Consider the following 18799-nt stretch of genomic DNA (forward strand, 5'->3'; position numbering starts at 1 on the left):
TGCGGTGATTTTTTTTAGATTTTTCTTTTTTGTTTAGACAATAAATTGAATAAAAATGAGAAATTTACCTTAAAATTTGCATAAATCATGAATAAAGTCTGGCTATTATGAATATAATCGGGTAGTATTCAAGATGTTTTTGATTTTGAATAGATAATTATGTTAAAGAAGATATTAATGTTAGTCAGCTTGCTGATGTTGACGGCTTGCTCAACGAGTTCGAGGCCACAGGCCAAGGCAGTCAGTCAATCAGACGACGCTGAATTGACCCATTTAATTGTGGGCTTGAAAACCAATAAACCCAATTTGAATGTGTCGGTGAGTTCATCTCATTCGCCCGCACAATATAAAAATCTAGAATCCGTTTACAACCAATGGGCGGGTACTCGCTATCGTTTAGGTGGCACGGGAGTACGTGGTATCGATTGTTCTGCGTTTATGCAAAAAACCTTTGCCATAGCCTTTGGTATGACGTTGCCACGCTCAACTTCTGAACAGCAATATTTAGGCAAGCGAATTCAAAAGAACGAATTAAAGAAAGGGGATTTAGTGTTTTTCCGTAAAAATCGCCATGTGGGGGTTTATATGGGAAATGGGCGCTTTATGCACGCCAGTACGAGTCAGGGGGTCATCATAAGTTCATTAAGTGAAAATTATTGGGCCAGAACCTACACCCAATCTCGCCGTATTCTGTAAAAGAACGGTTATCGCTATTTTACCAATGTGTTGATAACCTTGATGATTATTTAAATATAAACCTATTTAAAAATCATCAACTATTTTCTAAAAAACCATTGTATTTATTTTTATCTACGGTAACATCAGAATAAAAAATAAATATAATAAAAAAGGAGTTTAATATGCTCAGTAATAAAATTAAATTAGGTTTAATTTGTGGTTCTTTATTTTTTATTTCACAAAATGCTTTTTCTGCTGGTTGTCAAGATTTTGCAATAGGTAAAAATATGTATTGCACCCCAGATGGTTCAAGATTATTTAAATATGGTGAAGTAACTCAAGAAATGAAGAATATCAAAAGCACTTTCAGGGGAAAAACCTACACCTATAAGGATTTAATAAAACCTTTAAATCCAGATGAATTAGTAGGAATCGAAGAATTTAAAAATAAAATTCGTAGTTTTAATAACTCATTAGAAGAGAATTTAAACAAATTGAATAATTACTCTCAATTTGAACAACTTCTTAAAGTTAGAGGGGATTATCTGGAAGAAATTCTAAATAATAAATTCTATAATAACAGCATTATTAATAATCTGATTGATATAGATAGAAAAATAATCTCTCTTTTTGACAAATTCAAGGTTACCCAAGAAAATCAAAAACTATTTAAAACAGGTTCAGCAGAAAAGCATAAAACTTTAGAAATCATGAATAATTATATAAAGTATCAATCATTTTGAGCCTATAATAAAATTTGTGTTTCTACATCAACTTTCTTCCATTCACTAGGCTCTATTAAATGCTGAATTACATATTGAACTAATTCAAACCCTTTCAACATATTCAACTGTTGCAAATTAAACTGCTGACCAGTTTTAATTTCCTGCTGTTGCTTTTTAGCCTGTTCCTTTTTTTCTTCCAAATTTTGTACCAAATTAGCCACCACATTCATCACATTAAATAAATTTTCAATATCTTTTTCATCATTAATCATGCGCTAAACGACGGATAACCAAATTTGCCATCATCTCAATATGTGCCTTGTTGGCATTTAAGGCGGGAATATATTGATAGCGTTTGCCCCCGTTTTCCAAGAAATAGCCTCGGTTTTCTTGGTCAATTTCTTCTAAGGTTTCTAAACAATCTGCTGAAAAACCCGGGCAAATGACGGCCAGTTTTTCAATGCCATTTTTGGCTGCGGTTTGCATAAATTCGTCCGTGTAGGGCTGCAACCATTCTTCTTTACCAAAACGAGATTGGAACGTCATGTTCCATTGGGTTTCCACCAGTCCTAATTTATCCACCACGGCCAAGGTGGTTTGGCGACAATGTTCAGGGTAATAATCACCTCGCTGTTCATAGCGAACGGGAATGCCATGATAAGAAAATAGCAAAAAGTCATCCTCTTGCATCTGTGCTCGAATACTGTTGGCGAGCGCATTGATATAATGTTCATCTAAATGATAAGAGTGAATAAATTCAAACGGCACAATATGGCGTTGGCTTTTTAGGGCTTGCGCAAAGGCGTCCAATACAGAGGCCGTGGTGGTGCTGCTGTATTGCGGATACAGCGGTAACACAATGATTTTTTCCACTTTTAAATCAGTTAATTTTTGCACCGCACTTTGCATACTTGGATTGCCGTAAGTCATGCCAAGTTCAACGATAATATTTTGATTTTTATCCGTAAAATAATCTTGCAACGCCTGTTTTTGTTGTAAACTCGTGGCGAGTAAGGGGGAGCCTTGCGCTGTCCATACGGCTTGATAATTTTTGGCAACACGCTTAGATCGTTTCGGGAGAATGAGGCCATTTAAAATAGGCCACCAACGCCATTTGGGTAAATCCACTACACGAGGATCACTTAAGAACTGGCGTAAATAGGGCTTGATCGCTTGCGCTGTGGGGGCGTCAGGCGTGCCGAGATTGGCGAGTAATACACCGACTTTTTTATTCATTATGGATCACCGAAAGGGTTAAACGAGAAACGCAACAGAGTTTATGTTCTTCATTGCGAATATCAATTTGCCAAATCTGTAAGGTGCGGCCAATTTTTACTGCGGTAGCCCGTGCCGTGACGGTTTCGCCTTTATACACAGGGCGTAAATGGCTCGCATTGATTTCTGCTCCCACCACCGCTTGTTGGTTTTCCGTGCAACAATGTCCCGCTGCCGATCCCACGGTTTCCGCCAGAGCGGCGGAAATCCCGCCATGTAAAATTCCGACGGGTTGCATGGTTTTTTCATTGACGGGCATACGGGCTTCAAGCCAATCTTCGCCTTTGGCACTAAATTCAATGCCTAAATGTTGAACAGCACAGTTGATACAGGCTTGATTGAGATCATCAAGGGTAAATTCACGTTTCCAAATACTCATAATTTTCCTAATTAAATAACGTTAATAATGCTTGAACGGGGTGTTTTGGCTTAAAATGCTCAAAACGATTCACTTGGCTACGGCAAGAATAACCCGTGGCTAAACAGCGTTCTGGATTTTTGCCTTGTAATTTCGTTTGCCAAGATTGCTGATAAATATCTTTTGACATGGTTTGATTATTTACATCATGCCCGAACACACCAGCCATACCACAACAGCCGACATTTTGCACTTGCAAGGTTTCACCAAAGGCCGCAAAAATTTGTTGCCATTGTTGCGGACTGGTTGGCATTAACGTGGATTCGGTACAATGCGCAAATAATTGCCAAGTTTCTTTGGGTGACGGTGCGTCTAAACTGCGGTGAAAATCTTGCAATTTTTTCACCGCACTTTCAATCTGGGTGGAATGCAGTTGTGACATTAGCCACTCGTGAGCGGTGATAACTTGAAATTCCCCTCGATCTTCGCCTAAGGTTTCCTTATATTCGTCCCGATAGGACAACACAATGGCGGGATCCACGCCCACCAACGGCACGCCTAATTTTGCCACACGATTTAAAAAGTCGGCTTGATGTTTGGCAGTGCGAGCAAATTGCCCTAAAAAGCCTTTGATATGTTGCGCTTTACCGTTCGGTTTAAAGGGGAGCAAAATTGCCTGATAGCCAAGTTTTTGGCACAAGGCCACAAAATCACGTACCACTTTGGCATCATAATAAGAGGTATAAGGATCTTGTACGATCAACAACATATTGGCTTTGGCAACCTCGGATAGGTTTTCCAACTGTTCTAAGGTTTGCCCTTGATAGCCAATTTCCACTAATTGTTGTTGTAAATTCGGTTGTGATAACAGTGGTAAATCCACCATGCCTAAGGTTTTTTCCACCATTTTTTGCACCGGTTTTAATTGGGTGAAAAAATTAAAAAATTGCGGCGCTTTCGCCATATAAGGGGCGGCAATTTCTAAATTCGCCACCACATAATCTTTAGCGGGGCGCAAATAGCGTTGATGATAAAAATAGAAGAATTTGGCACGGAAACTTGGCACGTCAATTTTAATTGGGCATTGGCTAGCGCAGGCTTTGCACGCCAAACAGGTATCCATGGCAAATTTGACTTCGTGGGAAAAATCATATTCCTGTTTTTGCTTGAAAGAATGGCGGATTTTTTGCACAAATTCGGCCAGTTTAATGGACGATTTTTTGAATTCTAATTGCTCCGGTTGCACCTGTTCATTTGCCATTAAACGCAACCATTCACGCACCATTGCCGCCCGCCCTTTCGGCGAAAACACCCGATTTTTGCTCACTTTCATGGACGGACACATGACGCTATGCACATCAAAATTAAAGCACAATCCGTTGCCATTACAATTCATGGCGCCTTTAAATTCTTCCCGCATTTTAATTGGAATTTGTCGATCTTGATCGGCACGCATTGGCGAAAGCAAACCATACAGCTCGTCCGTACAGTCTAACGGCATGCAAATTTTACCGGGGTTTAACCGATTTTGGGGGTCAAATAAGGTTTTCACATAACGCAATTCTTGCCACAGTTCAGGGGTAAAAAATTTCTCGCCATAATAAGAGCGAATGCCCTTGCCATGTTCGCCCCAAATTAACCCGCCATATTTTCGGGTCATGTCGGCCACTTGATCGGAAATTTGTTTGAACAGTTTTACTTGTTCAAGATCCGTTAAATCCAAGGCGGGACGCACATGTAAAACGCCCGCATCCACATGGCCAAACATGCCATATTGTAAATTGTGGCTATCAAGCAACGCACGAAATTCTAAAATATAATCAGCTAGATTTTCCGGTGGCACACAGGTATCTTCCACAAAAGGAATGGGTTTAGCCCAACCTTTGGCATTGCCAAGCAAGCCCACGGCTTTTTTGCGCATAGCATAAATGCGCTCAATGGAGACCAAATCATGGGTGACTTGATAGCCGATAATATCGTCTTGTTGATGGGCGATTTTGTGGTCTAATTGTTCACAAAGTGCGGTGACAAATTGCTGAATTTTTACCTGATTATTGCCCGCATATTCCACGATATTCAAACCCAAAATCGGATTATCTTCCTCTTCCTTGAGCAAATCTTTAACCGAATGCCACACAATATCTTCTTTTGCCAAGCCTAATACTTTGCTGTCCACGGTTTCCACCGACAACGCATTGGCTTGCACCATAAACGGGGCGTTACGTAAGGCGGAATTAAAGGAACGGTATTTCACATTAATTAGGGTGCGATATTGGGGAATTGGCGTGAGATCTAACACCGCCTCACAAATAAACGCCAAAGAACCCTCGGAGCCGGTTAAAATTCGGGTTAAATTAAATTCGCTTTCGTCATCATTAAAGACATTTTTCAGATCATAACCGGTTAAAAATCGGTTTAATTGTGGCAAATCATGCAAAATAGCTTGCCGTTTGGCTTGGCAACGGGTAAAAATTTCTTGATGTAAATGACGACCTTGGGCAGATAAGCTATCCGGCAAATGATCAGAAAATCCCTCGGTTTTTACCGCAGTTGTGTCTAAAATCTCACCATTCATCAACACCGCACGCAAGCCCAACACATGATCGGAGGTTTTGCCATATTGCAAGGATCCTTGTCCTGAGGCGTCGGTGTTAATCATTCCGCCGAGCGTGGCTCGGTTACTGGTGGAGAGTTCAGGGGCGAAAAATAAGCCATGCGGTTTAAGATATTGGTTAAGCTGATCTTTCACCACGCCCGCTTGCACCCGTACCCAACGCTGTTCCACGTTGAGTTCTAAAATCCCCGTCATGTGACGAGAAAGATCCACAATAATATTGTTATTCAGTGATTGCCCGTTGGTTCCCGTCCCGCCACCTCGAGGCGTGAATGTCAGCGCTTGGTATTTTTCTTGTTGCGCTAATTTGGTTAAACGCACCACATCTGCCACGGATTTCGGAAATAAAATGGCTTGCGGTAACAGTTGATAAACACTGTTATCGGTGGCAAGGCTTAAACGATCCGCATAATGAGAGGCCACATCTCCCTCAAAGGCTTGTCGCCGTAAATCATTCAAATAATCGACGACAAGGGGATTGATCTGAGGAATATCTTTCAAACGGGGTAGCATAAAATCACTCGAGTAAAATAAAAAGTAAACAATGCGGATTTTAGCATATTAGACGGAATAGAAAAGGACAAGTTTTATTTGTATGGCACAAGTTTTAGTTTGTGCCATACGCAGTGAGATTACAGTAATTTTGCCAACAGGTCGGCAATACCATTTTCATCGTTCGCCGTCGTCACAAATTTAGCTTGATCTTTGACTTCTTGCTCCGCATTGCCCATGGCCACGCCATAACCCACAGCGGTGAGCATACTGGTGTCATTGTGATTATCACCAAAGGCAATCACTTCTTGCGGATCCACTTGCCATTGTTTGAGTAAATCTAACAATTTTCCGCCCTTGCTATTGCCATTGTTAGCAATATCTACACGGTCAATCCAAGACCATTCGCAACTGAATTCAGAAACCGGCAAATTTTGCACCGCACTTTCCATGTCTGCACGGTTTGGTGAGCTGATCACAAATTTCCAGATTTGTTCTTTTGGATGATGGAAAATTTCCGCAAAATCGCTCACTTGACGCACATTTGGACGCACATGCTCAGGACAACTTGCCGCCCATTGGGTAAATTTGGTCATGTGATCATTTAATTTTTCGTAATTCATGGCATCACGGCTATACATCAATAAATCCAAATGATGTTGCTCCGCAATTTTTAACACAGTTTCGCATTGGTGAGCAGAGAGCGGATTTGCTAGTTCCACTTCGTCTGTGGCGGGGTGATAAATGTAAGTCCCGTTACAGCAAACAATCGGGGTGTCTAATTGTAATTCATGGTAATAAGGTTTGACGGCGGTGTGATGGCGTCCCGTCACAATCACCACTTTTACGCCTTTGGCTCGAGCCGCCGCAATGGCTTGTTTGCTACTGTCTAAAATTTGTCCTTTGGTATTGAGCAAGGTGCCGTCTAAATCAAAGGCGATTACTTTGTATGTCATATTATTATCCTTAAAGTGTAAAATTAAATCTATTCTGCGGGGAACATAAACGGATTTACCCCACTACGAGCAAAGCCTTTTTCTTCCATTTCAATATCTAAGAAAATGCTAGCGAGATCGTCGGCGACGGCTTCCACATAAGGGTCTTTTTCTTGATACAGGATTTTCAAATAGCTATGGCAATCGCCACAACTTTCAGTGCGTACCGCAGATTGATCTTTGTCGAGCATCCAATATTCCAATTCTTTGGATTGGTCGCAGTTGGTGCATTTGGCTCGCACCACGTTCCATTCACTTTCACAGAGTGAACAGTGTAAATAGCGTAAGGCTTGTTCGGTACCAAAGTGAATAATGCTAGACACGGGGGCAGATTGGCAAACAGGGCAGTAGTGCAAGCCCTCGCCACTTTCTTGTTGTGTATTGTGTGACAGATATTGGGTGAGCTGTAACCAATACAGCGATAATGCAGCCCAAATAAACACGGCTTTATCGCTACTGACTTGGGCATAATCTTGTGCCAGTAATTTATCGGCAAGCTGTTCAATTTCCTCGGTAGAGGCTTTTTCTAGGCTGTCAATAGTGCCGAGCATTTGTTCGTTGGCATCAGGTTTGATTTCGCTTAATATCGTGCTTAAATAATCACGCCATTGTGGACTACGTTGCCAAGTTTTTACGTTTAATGGCTGAATGTCGGCCGTGATTTCAGCGGGTTTGGTGAGTGGATTTTCTTGTAAAATTAATAGTTGTGCATCCACAATTTTGGCCGCAAATTCAAGATAATCAGCGAACGGATGATCTTGAGCTAAATCACGTAAGCGTTTAGCTCGGCGTTCGTAGAGATTTTTAGTGTTGGCAAACAGCAAAGGTGGCTGTTGAAAGGAACTTGCTATTTGTTTGATTTCATTTTCAGGGAGTATTCGGATTGCCATAATGTTCTCGTTAATCGGGTTTCTTTTTATGTAAAAAAGTGCGGTTAATTCTACCGCACTTTTGAAGTAATTTATACCCCCTCTCCCTCTGGGAGAGGGCTAGGGTGAGGGTTATCTTAATCTTCGGTTTTGTTTTACCCTCACCCTAACTCTCTCCCAAGGGGAGAGGGGACTTTTTTGGGGGAGAAGTAATTGGCTTACTCAGCCACTTGAGCAGCTTTTTTATTTTCCGCCACTTCTTTTTCAAGCTCTGGTAACACTTCTTCCTTAAACCATTTCGGGTGGTGTTTTTTGGCCCAACGTACGGAGACCCACCCCTCGACCATACCACGAATGGATCCTTTCACCCAAAACGCCATATACATGTGTACCATAATCCCTGTAAACAAGGCAAAGGCACTGGCAGAGTGGAGCAGGATCGCAATACGAATTACCGGAATCGAGAAGTTATGACTGAAGTATTGACGCCACATAATAATCCCTGTTGCGAGCAAGGTAAACATGGCTAAAATCAAGGTCCAGAATAACATTTTTTGGCCGAGATTGTATTTTCCGTTGTAAGCCACATCATGCTCATGACCGAGCAATACCTGTTTGGTGCCTTTTAACCAGCGAATATCATTTTTCTCTGGAATATTATGATGCCAATAAGTCAGCACCATAATAATAAAGGCGACAAACATTAAAATTCCCGTAAATGGATGTACCGCACGAGCAATGGCAGGCGTACCGAGAATGTAAGTCAACCACGCAAAATCAGGGAAGAAAAAGGCCAAACCTGATAAGCCGGTGGTGAAAAAGCAAATCACCAACAGCCAATGTGCTACACGAGCAGGGGCTTTATGACGAATAATACGTGTATCTTGCGTAATTTCCGTCAGTTTTTCATGTTCACTCATTATTTATCCCCCTTGTTGGCTTTTTTCGCCAGTTTTTCTTGCTGTTTCTTGGCTTTCTGTTCTTCTTTTTCTCGTTTTTTCTGGGCCTTACGTTCGGCGATTTCACGATCTTCTTGTTCAAATTTTTCAAAATGATCGTCAACATCTTCTTCCACGTTTGGTCCAACGCTTACATAGTGAGCCACTTCGGCCAACAACAACCCACCCATTGCCACAGCGGCGGCTGGTTTGAGCAAGTCTTTCCAGATTTCCACAGAAAGATCCACGCTTGGATTTTTTGGCAAGCCAGAATACAGTTCAGGTTTATCCGCATGATGTAAAACATAAATAACATGCGTGCCACCCACGCCCTCAGGATCGTAAATACCGGCATTTTCGTAGCCACGTGTTTTGAGTTCTTTCACACGTTCTTCGCCATAATGCAACATTTCTTCTTTTGAACCAAAACGAATCGCACCGGTTGGGCAGGTTTTTACGCAAGCCGGTTCTTGTCCCACATTGACCCGATCCACGCAAAGGGTGCATTTATAAACACGATTGTCTTTTGGATTCATCCGTGGAATGTTGAACGGACAACCAGCAATACAATAACCACAACCAATACATTTGTCTGATTGGAAATCCACAATACCGTTAGCGTATTTAATAATCGCCCCCGGTGACGGACAGGCTTTTAAACAGCCCGGTTCGGTACAGTGCATACAACCGTCTTTGCGGATCAACCATTCTAGACGATCATTTTCCTCCACTTCTTGGAATCGCATTACCGTCCATTGTTCCGCATCCAGATCGATTGGGTTGTCGTAAATCCCGACACATTCTTGTGGTGCAGTACGAATATCGTTCCATTCTGAACAGCCCACCTGACAGGCCTTACAGCCAATACAGGTGGTGACATCAATCAGTTTTGCTACTTCCACGACATGCGAACGAGCATGCGGTGGGGGAGTCACAAAAGAAGTCGCTGAGCTTTTAACAATGCTTTGTTCTTGTACTGTCATTATGCGGCCTCCGATACTTTTTCAATGTTAACCAAGAATGTTTTATATTCTGGTGTTTGGGTGTTGGCATCACCGACACGGCTCGTTAAGGTGTTCACCAAGAACGATTTTTTACCCACGGTGGAGAAACCACCATGAATTGGAATCCCAACGGTATGGATTTTTTTGCCATCTACATCAAGGGATTTCACCCGTTTAGTGACTACCACTTTGGTTTTGATAAAACCACGTTTCGAGCTCACTTTCACGGTGTCGCCTTGTTTCAAGCCTTTTTCAGCCGCCAAGTCTTCACTGATTTCCACAAACGGCTCTGGTTGAGCAATCATATTTAACATGGATTGTTTGGTCCAGAAGTGGAAATGCTCGGTTAAACGATAAGTGGTGCCCACATAAGGGAATTCATCAGAATGACCGAAACTGGCTTTATCATTTTCCAAAATCCGTGCCACAGGATTTGACACCACATTTGGATGCAGTGGATTGGTGCCGATCGGCGTTTCAATCGGTTCGTAATGTTCAGGGAATGGCCCCTCTACAATTTTATCCAACGAGAATAAACGGCTCACGCCCTCTGGTTGCATAATAAACGGTGTCACATTGCTATTTGGCGGTGCCGTACCAAAGTCGGCAATATCCACATAGTTCCAGTTTTTACCGTTCCATTTCACTAACTGACGTTTTGGATTCCATGGATTACCTGCTAAGTCAGCCGACGCACGGTTATACACAATACGACGGTTTAATGGCCAAGCAAACGCCCAACCTAGGGTATTACCTAAACCTGACGGATCGCTATTATCCCGATTGGCCATCATATTGCCTTTTGGTGTCCATTGACCGGTATAAATCCAAATCACGGACGACGTTGAACCGTCATCACGTAATTGTGCAAAGCTAGAAAGCAGATCGCCTTTTTTCGCAATCAAATTACCTTGTGCGTCATAGAGATCTTCCAACGCATAGCCATTGTTTTCTTTGGCCAGTTCGTCGGCTTTTGGTTCAAGCGGATTAGCGTAGTCCCATGTCATGGCCTCAATGGTTTCCACAGATGGACCGCCCTCTTTATGATACATTTCCAACATCACTTCACGGATTTCAGATAAAATATCCACATCCGGTTTAGCCTCTTTTGGTGGCTCGGCGGCTTTCCAGTGCCATTGTAACCAACGGCCAGAGTTAGCAATGGAGCCATCTTCTTCGGCGAAACAAATGGTTGGTAAACGAATCACTTCGGTTTGAATATCCGCCGGATTCACATCATTAAATTCACCGTGGAAATTCCAGAATTCAGAGGTGTCTGTCGCCAATGGGTCACAAATAATCAAAAATTTCAATTTTCGCAACGCACTTGAAATCTTATTTTTATCAGGATAAGAGGCTAACGGATTATAACCTTGACAGATATAACCGTTGATTTTGCCTTGATCCATTAAATCAATAAATTGCAAGTGATCCAGTTTCTTTTTGTACTGTTTCGGCAAATTGTGATAGCCAAATTCATTGTCTTTGGTCGCATTATCGCCGTAGAACGCTTTCAGCATACTCACCATAAATTTCGGTGTGTTTTGCCAATAGTTCATCTGCCCCTCTACGGTGGCTTTTGGCGTAATTCGTTTCAAGAACGCCTCAAGGCTCACATCATTCTCTGTTGGCAACGGAATATAACCCGGCAACATGGTTGGGAACAAGCCCATATCCGTTGAACCCTGAACATTCGAGTGGCCACGTAACGCATTGACACCACCACCAGATACGCCAATATTTCCTAGCAATAATTGGATCATTGCCATCGAACGAATATTTTGTGTGCCGACGGTGTGTTGTGTCCAACCTAAAGCATACAAGAATGACGCAGCACGATCAGGGGCGGCGGTGGAGGCAATGGTTTCAGCAAATTCATAGAACGCTTTTTGTTTGGTACCACAAATACGTTCTACCATTTCAGGGGTATAACGTTCCACGTGTTTTTTTAATAAATTGATGACACAACGTGGATGTTGTAAGGTCATATCCCGTTTTGGTTGACCGTTTTCATCTAATTGATAGGACCACGTGGATTTATCATAGCTCCGTTTTTCAGCGTCATAGCCAGTGAATAGACCATCTTCAAAACCAAAACCGTCGTTAATCAAGAAACTGGCATTGGTATAATGTTTTACGTATTCGTGTTGAATTTTATCGTTGTCTAACAAATACTTAATGACACCTAATAAGAGCGTAATATCCGTACCCGAACGAATAGGCGAGTAGAAATCCGCTACCGCTGCTGTACGGTTAAAGCGGGGATCCACCACCATTAATTTGGCTTTATTATGTTTTTTGGCTTCAATTACCCAGCGGAAACCCACAGGGTGTGCCTCAGCAGCATTACCGCCCATCACGATAACGACATCGGCATTTTTAATGTCAACCCAGTGATTTGTCATGGCACCGCGACCAAATGTTGGAGCAAGACTTGCTACCGTTGGTCCGTGTCAGGTACTCGCTTGGTTGTCTAAAACTAACATTCCCAATGCACGCCCGAATTTGTGGGTCAGCATACAGGTTTCGTTACTGGCCGCCGACGCCGCTAATAGCCCCGTGGTTGTCCAACGATTGACTGGCGTCCCTTCTTCGTTGACCGATTGCCAGTTGGCGTCACGGTCATCTTTGAGTAAACGAGCGACTTTATGAATAGCCTCGTGCCAAGAAATGCGTTCCCATTTGTCGGAACCCGGCGCACGATATTCAGGGTATTGCAAGCGGTTTGGACTGTTGACATAGTCGAGTACGCCCGCCCCTTTCGGACATAACGCCCCACGGCTCACTGGATGATCAGGGTCGCCCTCGACGTGAGTGAGTTTACCACGGGCATTCATTGCACCGTCACCAAGACTGTACATCAGCATCCCACAGCCGACCGCACAGTAAGTACAGGATTGGCGTGTTTCTTTCGCTCGTAAAAGTTTATATTCACGAGGCGCAGCCAACGCCGTTGCGGGCATTAAACCTAATGCTGCCACAGACGTTCCCGCCATACCACCTGCACAGACTTTAAAGAACTTACGTCTTGATATCTGCATAGATAATCCTTATCCAACAAAGTTGGAAATAGAGGTAGAAATAAAATGAAAATCTTATAAAACGATTGACATCGTTTTTCGCTTTTGTTGTTAATAAAAAGTTAAAAATCACCTTATAGCATACAATAATTGTAGAAAAAAATCCAGATTTAGCATGTGAATAATGTTGATGCAGATCACAAAATTGACATTAAATTCTTTCTAAAATCAATAGAATAATAATTATTCTCAATTATTGGCTAGGGTCAACATAACAAATTGGATTAACATTGCAGTTTCTTTGATTAATCGGTAGAATCTTTACATCTAAAAATGGTCAATTTTACAGAATCTATGTTTCAAACAAACGCTTTTCCCGCATACCAACAACGTCAGATTCATACTTTGAGAAAATCCTCAGAGGGAGAATTAACAATACAAACCCAAGCAGACTTTTTAGCCGTAGAAACCCCTGTCGCTCTAGTCTATAACGGCATTTCTCACACCGTGATGATGTGTACGCCGAGCGATCTGGAGGATTTTGCTTACGGGTTTTCTTTAACCGAGGGGATTATTGACAAGCCGGCGGATATTTATGGCGTGGATAGGGTGGAAAGTTGTCAAGGTATTGAAGTGCATATTGAATTGGCGAGCCGTTGTTTTATGCGTTTGAAAGAACACCGCCGTACCTTGACAGGCAGAACAGGCTGCGGCATTTGCGGTTCAGAACAATTAAGCCAAGTGAGCAAAAAATTGGCGAAATTACACCACACGTTGACCTTTGATATTCACCGATTAGACGACTGTTTAACGCAAATTCAACAGGCGCAAATGTTAGGCAAACAAACGGGGTCAACCCATGCGGCGGCGTTTTTCGATCCGCAAGGCAAGTTGTTGGCGATTCGGGAAGATGTAGGGCGACATGTGGCATTGGATAAATTGTTAGGTTGGCACGCCAAAACTGGCAAACCCCAAGGCTTGGTGTTAGTGACCAGTCGAGCGAGCTATGAAATGGTGCAAAAAACCGTGACATGCGGTATTGAAATGCTGGTGGCGATTTCGGCTAGCACCGATCTTGCGGTAAACATGGCGCAAGATTGCGATCTCACCCTGATCGGTTTTGCACGAACAGGGCGAGCCACGATTTATCACGGCGAAGTGCGGTTAAAATGCGATTAATTTTTTGGCGTATCCGATTGGGTTTTGGTCACCTCGAACCATTTTTCTAACAAACGTTTACTTTCTTTATCCGAACCAAAACGAATAAAATCAATATCAATGAGTTTTAATTTGGTCGGATCGCTCGCTTTCGGTGACGGTTGAGCGTGAATATTGGTGGGGATTTGATAAGAATCACCTTGTCGCCATGGAATTTCCTGAGCCTCTGGACTCATCACCCAATCAATAAATAATTTGGCGTTATCAGGATTTCTGGCCCCTTTAATGATACTCGCCGCCCCCAACGTATAACCCGCCCCCTCGCACGGTAAAATCCCTTTTACAGGGGCGCCTTTGTCTTTTTCTCTGACATAACTGTGCATAAAGCTGATGTCTACGGCGACTTCGCCCGTGGAGAGTCGATTGGTGGCTAAACCGCTTTTGGTATACTGTGTCACGTTATGGTGCAGTTTTTGGAAATAATCAAAGGCTTTTTCTTCGCCCCAAAGTTGCACTAAGGTACTTAAAAAGGAATAGCCCGTGCCAGACACCCGAGGATCGGGATATTGCACCTGATCGTGAAAAGCGGGATCGAGCAAATCGGCAAAGCATTTGGGTGCTTGAATGCCTAATTTAGCCAGTTTTTCCGTGTTTACCCCGATCGCTAATTCCATTAAATAGACAATGGAAATATGATGATTCAGTTTGGTCATCAGCGGTTGAAATTGAGGCATCACATCCGCTTGTAAAGGGGAACGATAGGGTTCGAGCAAACCTTGATCGGCTGCTTGCAAATGTGGCTCTAGTGTACCGCCATACCATACGTCGGCTTGTGGATTTTTCTTTTCTGCTTTGATTTTGCCTAGCACAATTCCCGTGCTATCACGGATAAATTTAGCGTCCACATTGTACTTTTTAGCAAAGGCTTGGGTCACTTTTTCGCAAGTGGTATTTTGCACACTGCAATATACCGTCAGTTTGCCCTCTGCATAAGCATGAGAAAGGGGGTTCATTGCCACTAAAGCAGTACAAAGTGCGGTGTATTTTAGACTGGTTTTGATAGGGTTTTGCATTAACTTATCCTTAATGTTGATGATTAAAATAAGCTAACAGGAATTTGGCTAAGAATGGGACAAAAAGATGATTGATGTTCCGTCCGTTAGTTTCCTACGTCAGCATTAACTGTATCAGGTTCACGGGTATTTTCTCAGCGACTCATTAAAAAAGGGTCGCACCCCGACTAACTACGAGCCTTACTATATGATCGAATTTTGTTGTTGTAAAGCATAAAATTTTAATTGTTTTCCGTGAAAAAACTCGCTATACTGCACTGTAAATAAAAACAGATAAAAGTGATCGTTATGGCAGATATTTCAGAATTACTGGATGGATTAAATGATAAACAACGTGAGGCGGTTTCCGCGCCGTTGGGGAATTATCTTGTGTTAGCGGGGGCGGGTAGTGGTAAAACCCGTGTGTTAACGCACCGTGTGGCTTGGTTGGTTGCGGTAGAAAATATTACCGAGGGGAGCATTATGGCGGTGACCTTTACCAACAAAGCCGCTGCCGAAATGCGTCAGCGAATCCAATCTACTTTGGCGCAATATTCGCAACGTAATCTATTTTCTATGTGGGTGGGGACGTTTCATAGCATTGCCCACCGTTTATTGCGTTCCCATTATGCCGACGCCAAATTGCCACAGGATTTCCAAATTTTAGACAGTGAAGATCAACTGCGCTTGGTTAAACGGCTGTTGAAATTACACGGCTATGACGAGAAAAATTTCCCGCCGAAACAGGCCTGTTGGTTTATTAATAAGCAAAAAGACGAGGGATTACGCCCCCATCAAATTGAAGTCAGCCACAACCGAGAAACGCAAGAATGGGTGCGGATTTATCAGATCTATCAAGAAACCTGTGATCGTTCGGGTTTAGTGGACTTTGCTGAAATTTTGTTGCGAGCCTATGAATTATTTGCGCATAATCCGTTGATTTTACAAAGTTATCAACGCCGTTTTAGTCAAATTTTGGTAGACGAATTTCAGGACACTAATACGATTCAATATGCGTGGATCAAATTACTCGCAGGCAAAACGGGTCAGGTGATGATTGTGGGGGATGATGACCAATCTATTTACGGTTGGCGTGGGGCGCAAATTGAGAATATTCAACGCTTTTTACGTGATTTTCATCAAGCGCAAACCATTCGCTTGGAACAAAATTACCGTTCAACGGGCAATATTTTACAATCGGCGAACCAATTAATTACCAATAATAGCAATCGGTTAGGCAAGAACCTGTGGACCAGCGGCGAGCAAGGGGAACCCGTCGGGATCTATGCGGCGTTTAATGAATTAGACGAGGCCTTGTTTGTATCGGCGCAAGTGAAAATCTGGCTAGAAGATGGTGGACAATTACATGATTGCGCTGTGTTATATCGCAGCAACAGCCAATCTCGGGTGTTGGAGGAGGCCTTTATTCGAGCGGATATTCCTTATCGTATTTATGGCGGTATGCGATTCTTCGAGCGACAAGAAATTAAAGATGCCTTGGCGTATTTACGCTTGGTGAATAATCCGCATGATGACGCCGCCTTTGAACGTGTGATTAACACGCCAACCCGTGGCATTGGTGAGCGCACCTTGGAAACCTTGCGTGAACTTACTCGTGAACGTCAAATTACCTTGTGGCAAGCCACTCAAGTGGCGATTACCGATAACAAATTGGCAGGGCGAGCGGCCACGGCGTTGTTGCGTTTTGTGGAATTAATTAACGCCTTGGCATTAGATACCAGCCAAATGCCTTTATTTGAGCAAACAGATTTTGTGATTAAGCAATCGGGTTTGTATAAAATGTACCAAGAGGAAAAAGGCGATAAAGGCGAAGTGCGGATCGAAAACTTGGAAGAATTGGTGTCTGCTACTCGTGAATTTATTAAGCCTGCGGAGGCGGAGGACATGACCGATCTCACCGCCTTTTTAACCCATGCATCCTTAGAGGCCGGTGAGGAGCAAGCCAGTCCACACCAATCTTGCGTACAAATGATGACCTTGCATTCCGCCAAAGGCTTGGAATTTCCACGGGTATTTATGGTGGGCGTTGAGGAGGGGATTTTCCCAAGTAAACAATCCTTATTTGATTTAGAACGATTGGAAGAAGAACGCCGTTTGGCCTATGTAGGAATTACCCGAGCCAAGCAAAAATTGACGATTTGCTATGCGGAAAGTCGCCGTTTATATAATACTCAAGAACAACATCTTCCCTCTCGTTTTATTAATGAACTGCCAGAAGCCTGTTTACAAACCATTCGTTTACGTGGCACGGTGACGAGAGCCTATAATCAGCAAAAAGTGGACGATCATGCCACGCAAAGTGCGGTGCAAAATAACCGTCTTTTTGAACAAAATAGCGGAGGTTGGAAAAAAGGCCAAAAAGTGCGTCACGCTAAATTTGGTCAAGGCACCATTATTAATATTGAGGGTGAGGACAACAATACCAGGTTACAAATTGCTTTCCAAGGGCAAGGGATTAAATGGCTGATTGCGCATTTGGCCAAGTTAGAACAGATTTAACGAAATAAGGCGAAATATGATAAAAGGGGTGATTTTTTCCGTCACGGCATCGCTGTTATTTGGCGTTATTTATTACCTTTCAACGGTGTTACAACCTATGGCGGGCGATGTGTTATTGGGTTGGCGCACCTTGGTCACGTTGCCTTTTTTACTGGTTATGCTTTATGTGATTAAACAACATCAGGTATTCTGGCAATTTCTGATTCAGCTCAAAAATCAACCCCATTTATGGTTAGTGTTATTGGTCACGAGTGCCAATATGGGGATCCAAATGTGGTTGTTCTTGTGGGCGCCAGTGAATAACCGAGCCATTGAAGTGTCCATGGGGTATTTATTAATGCCGTTAATTATGGTGTTAATTGGGCGCTTTTTATACAAAGAACGGATTTCCAAAATCAAAGCCTATGCGGTGTTGTTTGCGGCCATTGGCGTGTTAAGCAAGATTATTTTATCAGGCACTTTTTCATGGGAAAGTGCCTTGGCTTGTTTGGGTTATCCGCTGTATTTTGTGATTCGTCGTCGTTTTAATATTTTACATTTTTCTAGCTTTGTGATGGAAATGATCTTGCTATTACCCATTTCCATTTATTTGGCAAGCCAAGCCGACATGAGTTGGATTCAATCACAAAATCCCGCTATTTATATTTGGCTTGCCGTGTTAGGCATTGTCGGTGCGGTGGCTTTAGGCGTGTATGTGTTGGCGAGCCAATCCTTGCCAATGAATTTATTTGGTTTATTGAGTTACCTCGAACCCTTTAGCATGTTTACCGTGTCATTTTTAATTGGCGAACGTTTAGAAAGTGATTCCTACCTGTTAATGGCGGGCTTATTTATTTCTATTTTGTTATTGATATTTGACGGTGTGTTGCGAATTCGGCAAAAAAGTTAATGTTTTATGAGCAAGTTAGTTGTCAAAGTCGCATAAAAACGATTAAACTAATGCTGTTCTCATCGGGGTGCAGAGTTAACCATTAGGTTAATCAGGCTGAGAAAATACCCGTAGAACCTGAACCGAGTAATATCAGCGTAGGGATTTGGGAAACGTCAAAAAATATTGTCTATTTTGACCGCACTTAAATTCCTTTAATCATCATTAAAGGA

Annotated in this window: 14 protein-coding genes, 1 pseudogene and 2 riboswitches; of the genes and pseudogenes, 5 read left to right on the forward strand and 10 right to left on the reverse strand. The window is 42.6% G+C overall.

Annotated features, from left to right (window positions below; genetic code table 11):
• Positions 1–159 precede the first annotated feature (159 nt).
• Positions 160–696, forward strand: coding sequence for an NlpC/P60 family protein (locus ACTG7L_RS01880; protein WP_439287264.1), 537 nt, complete (start codon positions 160–162; stop codon positions 694–696).
• A gap of 164 nt (positions 697–860) precedes the next feature.
• A complete protein-coding gene (locus tag ACTG7L_RS01885; RefSeq protein WP_439287265.1) occupies positions 861–1421 on the forward strand; it encodes a hypothetical protein in 561 nt (186 codons plus the stop codon).
• 2 nt (positions 1422–1423) lie between these two features.
• Here ACTG7L_RS01885 and ACTG7L_RS01890 read toward each other — a convergent pair whose 3' ends face one another.
• The 9 genes and pseudogenes from ACTG7L_RS01890 to fdnG form a co-directional block, all read right to left on the reverse strand.
• A complete protein-coding gene (locus tag ACTG7L_RS01890; protein ID WP_439287266.1) occupies positions 1424–1675 on the reverse strand; it encodes a hypothetical protein in 252 nt (83 codons plus the stop codon).
• Positions 1668–2639 (reverse strand): ferrochelatase, encoded by a 972-nt coding sequence (gene hemH, locus ACTG7L_RS01895; protein WP_439287267.1) that lies wholly within the window; start codon positions 2637–2639, stop codon positions 1668–1670. Before hemH ends, ACTG7L_RS01890 begins: the two co-directional genes overlap by 8 nt.
• Entirely contained in the window at positions 2632–3057 is a 426-nt protein-coding gene (locus ACTG7L_RS01900) for a hotdog fold thioesterase (RefSeq protein ID WP_439242010.1), read from the reverse strand. Before ACTG7L_RS01900 ends, hemH begins: the two co-directional genes overlap by 8 nt.
• 7 nt (positions 3058–3064) lie before the next feature.
• The gene (gene ydiJ / locus ACTG7L_RS01905; RefSeq protein ID WP_439287268.1) at positions 3065–6163 is read right to left on the reverse strand and encodes a D-2-hydroxyglutarate dehydrogenase YdiJ; all 3099 of its coding nucleotides are present in this window, start codon (positions 6161–6163) and stop codon (positions 3065–3067) included.
• A 119-nt stretch (positions 6164–6282) separates the two neighbouring features.
• Positions 6283–7098: a pyridoxal phosphatase gene (locus tag ACTG7L_RS01910; RefSeq protein ID WP_439287269.1), complete on the reverse strand. Its 816-nt coding sequence runs from the start codon at positions 7096–7098 to the stop codon at positions 6283–6285.
• A 29-nt stretch (positions 7099–7127) separates the two neighbouring features.
• Positions 7128–8027, reverse strand: a complete 900-nt coding sequence (fdhE, locus tag ACTG7L_RS01915) for a formate dehydrogenase accessory protein FdhE (RefSeq protein ID WP_439287270.1) — start codon at positions 8025–8027, stop codon at positions 7128–7130.
• A gap of 197 nt (positions 8028–8224) precedes the next feature.
• The gene (locus tag ACTG7L_RS01920) at positions 8225–8926 is read right to left on the reverse strand and encodes a formate dehydrogenase subunit gamma (RefSeq protein WP_439287271.1); all 702 of its coding nucleotides are present in this window, start codon (positions 8924–8926) and stop codon (positions 8225–8227) included.
• A gap of 107 nt (positions 8927–9033) precedes the next feature.
• Positions 9034–9927: pseudogene (fdxH, locus tag ACTG7L_RS01925) on the reverse strand (formate dehydrogenase subunit beta); the annotation flags it as partial.
• Positions 9927–12989: a formate dehydrogenase-N subunit alpha gene (fdnG, locus tag ACTG7L_RS01930; RefSeq protein WP_439287272.1), complete on the reverse strand. Its 3063-nt coding sequence runs from the start codon at positions 12987–12989 to the stop codon at positions 9927–9929. The gene fdnG and the pseudogene fdxH, both read right to left, overlap by 1 nt.
• Positions 12990–13322: 333 nt before the next feature.
• Here fdnG and fdhD point away from each other — a divergent pair, with 333 nt between their 5' ends.
• On the forward strand, positions 13323–14147 hold the full coding sequence (gene fdhD / locus ACTG7L_RS01935; protein WP_439287273.1) for a formate dehydrogenase accessory sulfurtransferase FdhD: 825 nt from the start codon (positions 13323–13325) through the stop codon (positions 14145–14147).
• Here fdhD and ACTG7L_RS01940 read toward each other — a convergent pair.
• On the reverse strand, positions 14144–15199 hold the full coding sequence (locus tag ACTG7L_RS01940) for an ABC transporter substrate-binding protein (protein WP_439287274.1): 1056 nt from the start codon (positions 15197–15199) through the stop codon (positions 14144–14146). The genes fdhD and ACTG7L_RS01940 overlap by 4 nt on opposite strands.
• A gap of 74 nt (positions 15200–15273) precedes the next feature.
• A riboswitch (TPP riboswitch) is annotated at positions 15274–15375 on the reverse strand.
• Positions 15376–15487: 112 nt separating this feature from the next.
• On the opposite strand from ACTG7L_RS01940, the gene uvrD reads away from it, so the two are divergent.
• Together uvrD and rarD are read left to right on the forward strand one after the other, a co-directional pair.
• Positions 15488–17698: a DNA helicase II gene (gene uvrD / locus ACTG7L_RS01945; protein WP_439287275.1), complete on the forward strand. Its 2211-nt coding sequence runs from the start codon at positions 15488–15490 to the stop codon at positions 17696–17698.
• A gap of 16 nt (positions 17699–17714) precedes the next feature.
• Positions 17715–18587, forward strand: coding sequence for an EamA family transporter RarD (rarD, locus tag ACTG7L_RS01950; RefSeq protein ID WP_439287276.1), 873 nt, complete (start codon positions 17715–17717; stop codon positions 18585–18587).
• A gap of 53 nt (positions 18588–18640) precedes the next feature.
• Positions 18641–18749, forward strand: a riboswitch (TPP riboswitch).
• The last annotated feature ends 50 nt before the right edge of the window (positions 18750–18799 follow it).

Origin of the sequence: Lonepinella sp. BR2357, from assembly GCF_051851525.1 — a bacterium.
Classification (GTDB): domain Bacteria; phylum Pseudomonadota; class Gammaproteobacteria; order Enterobacterales; family Pasteurellaceae; genus Lonepinella.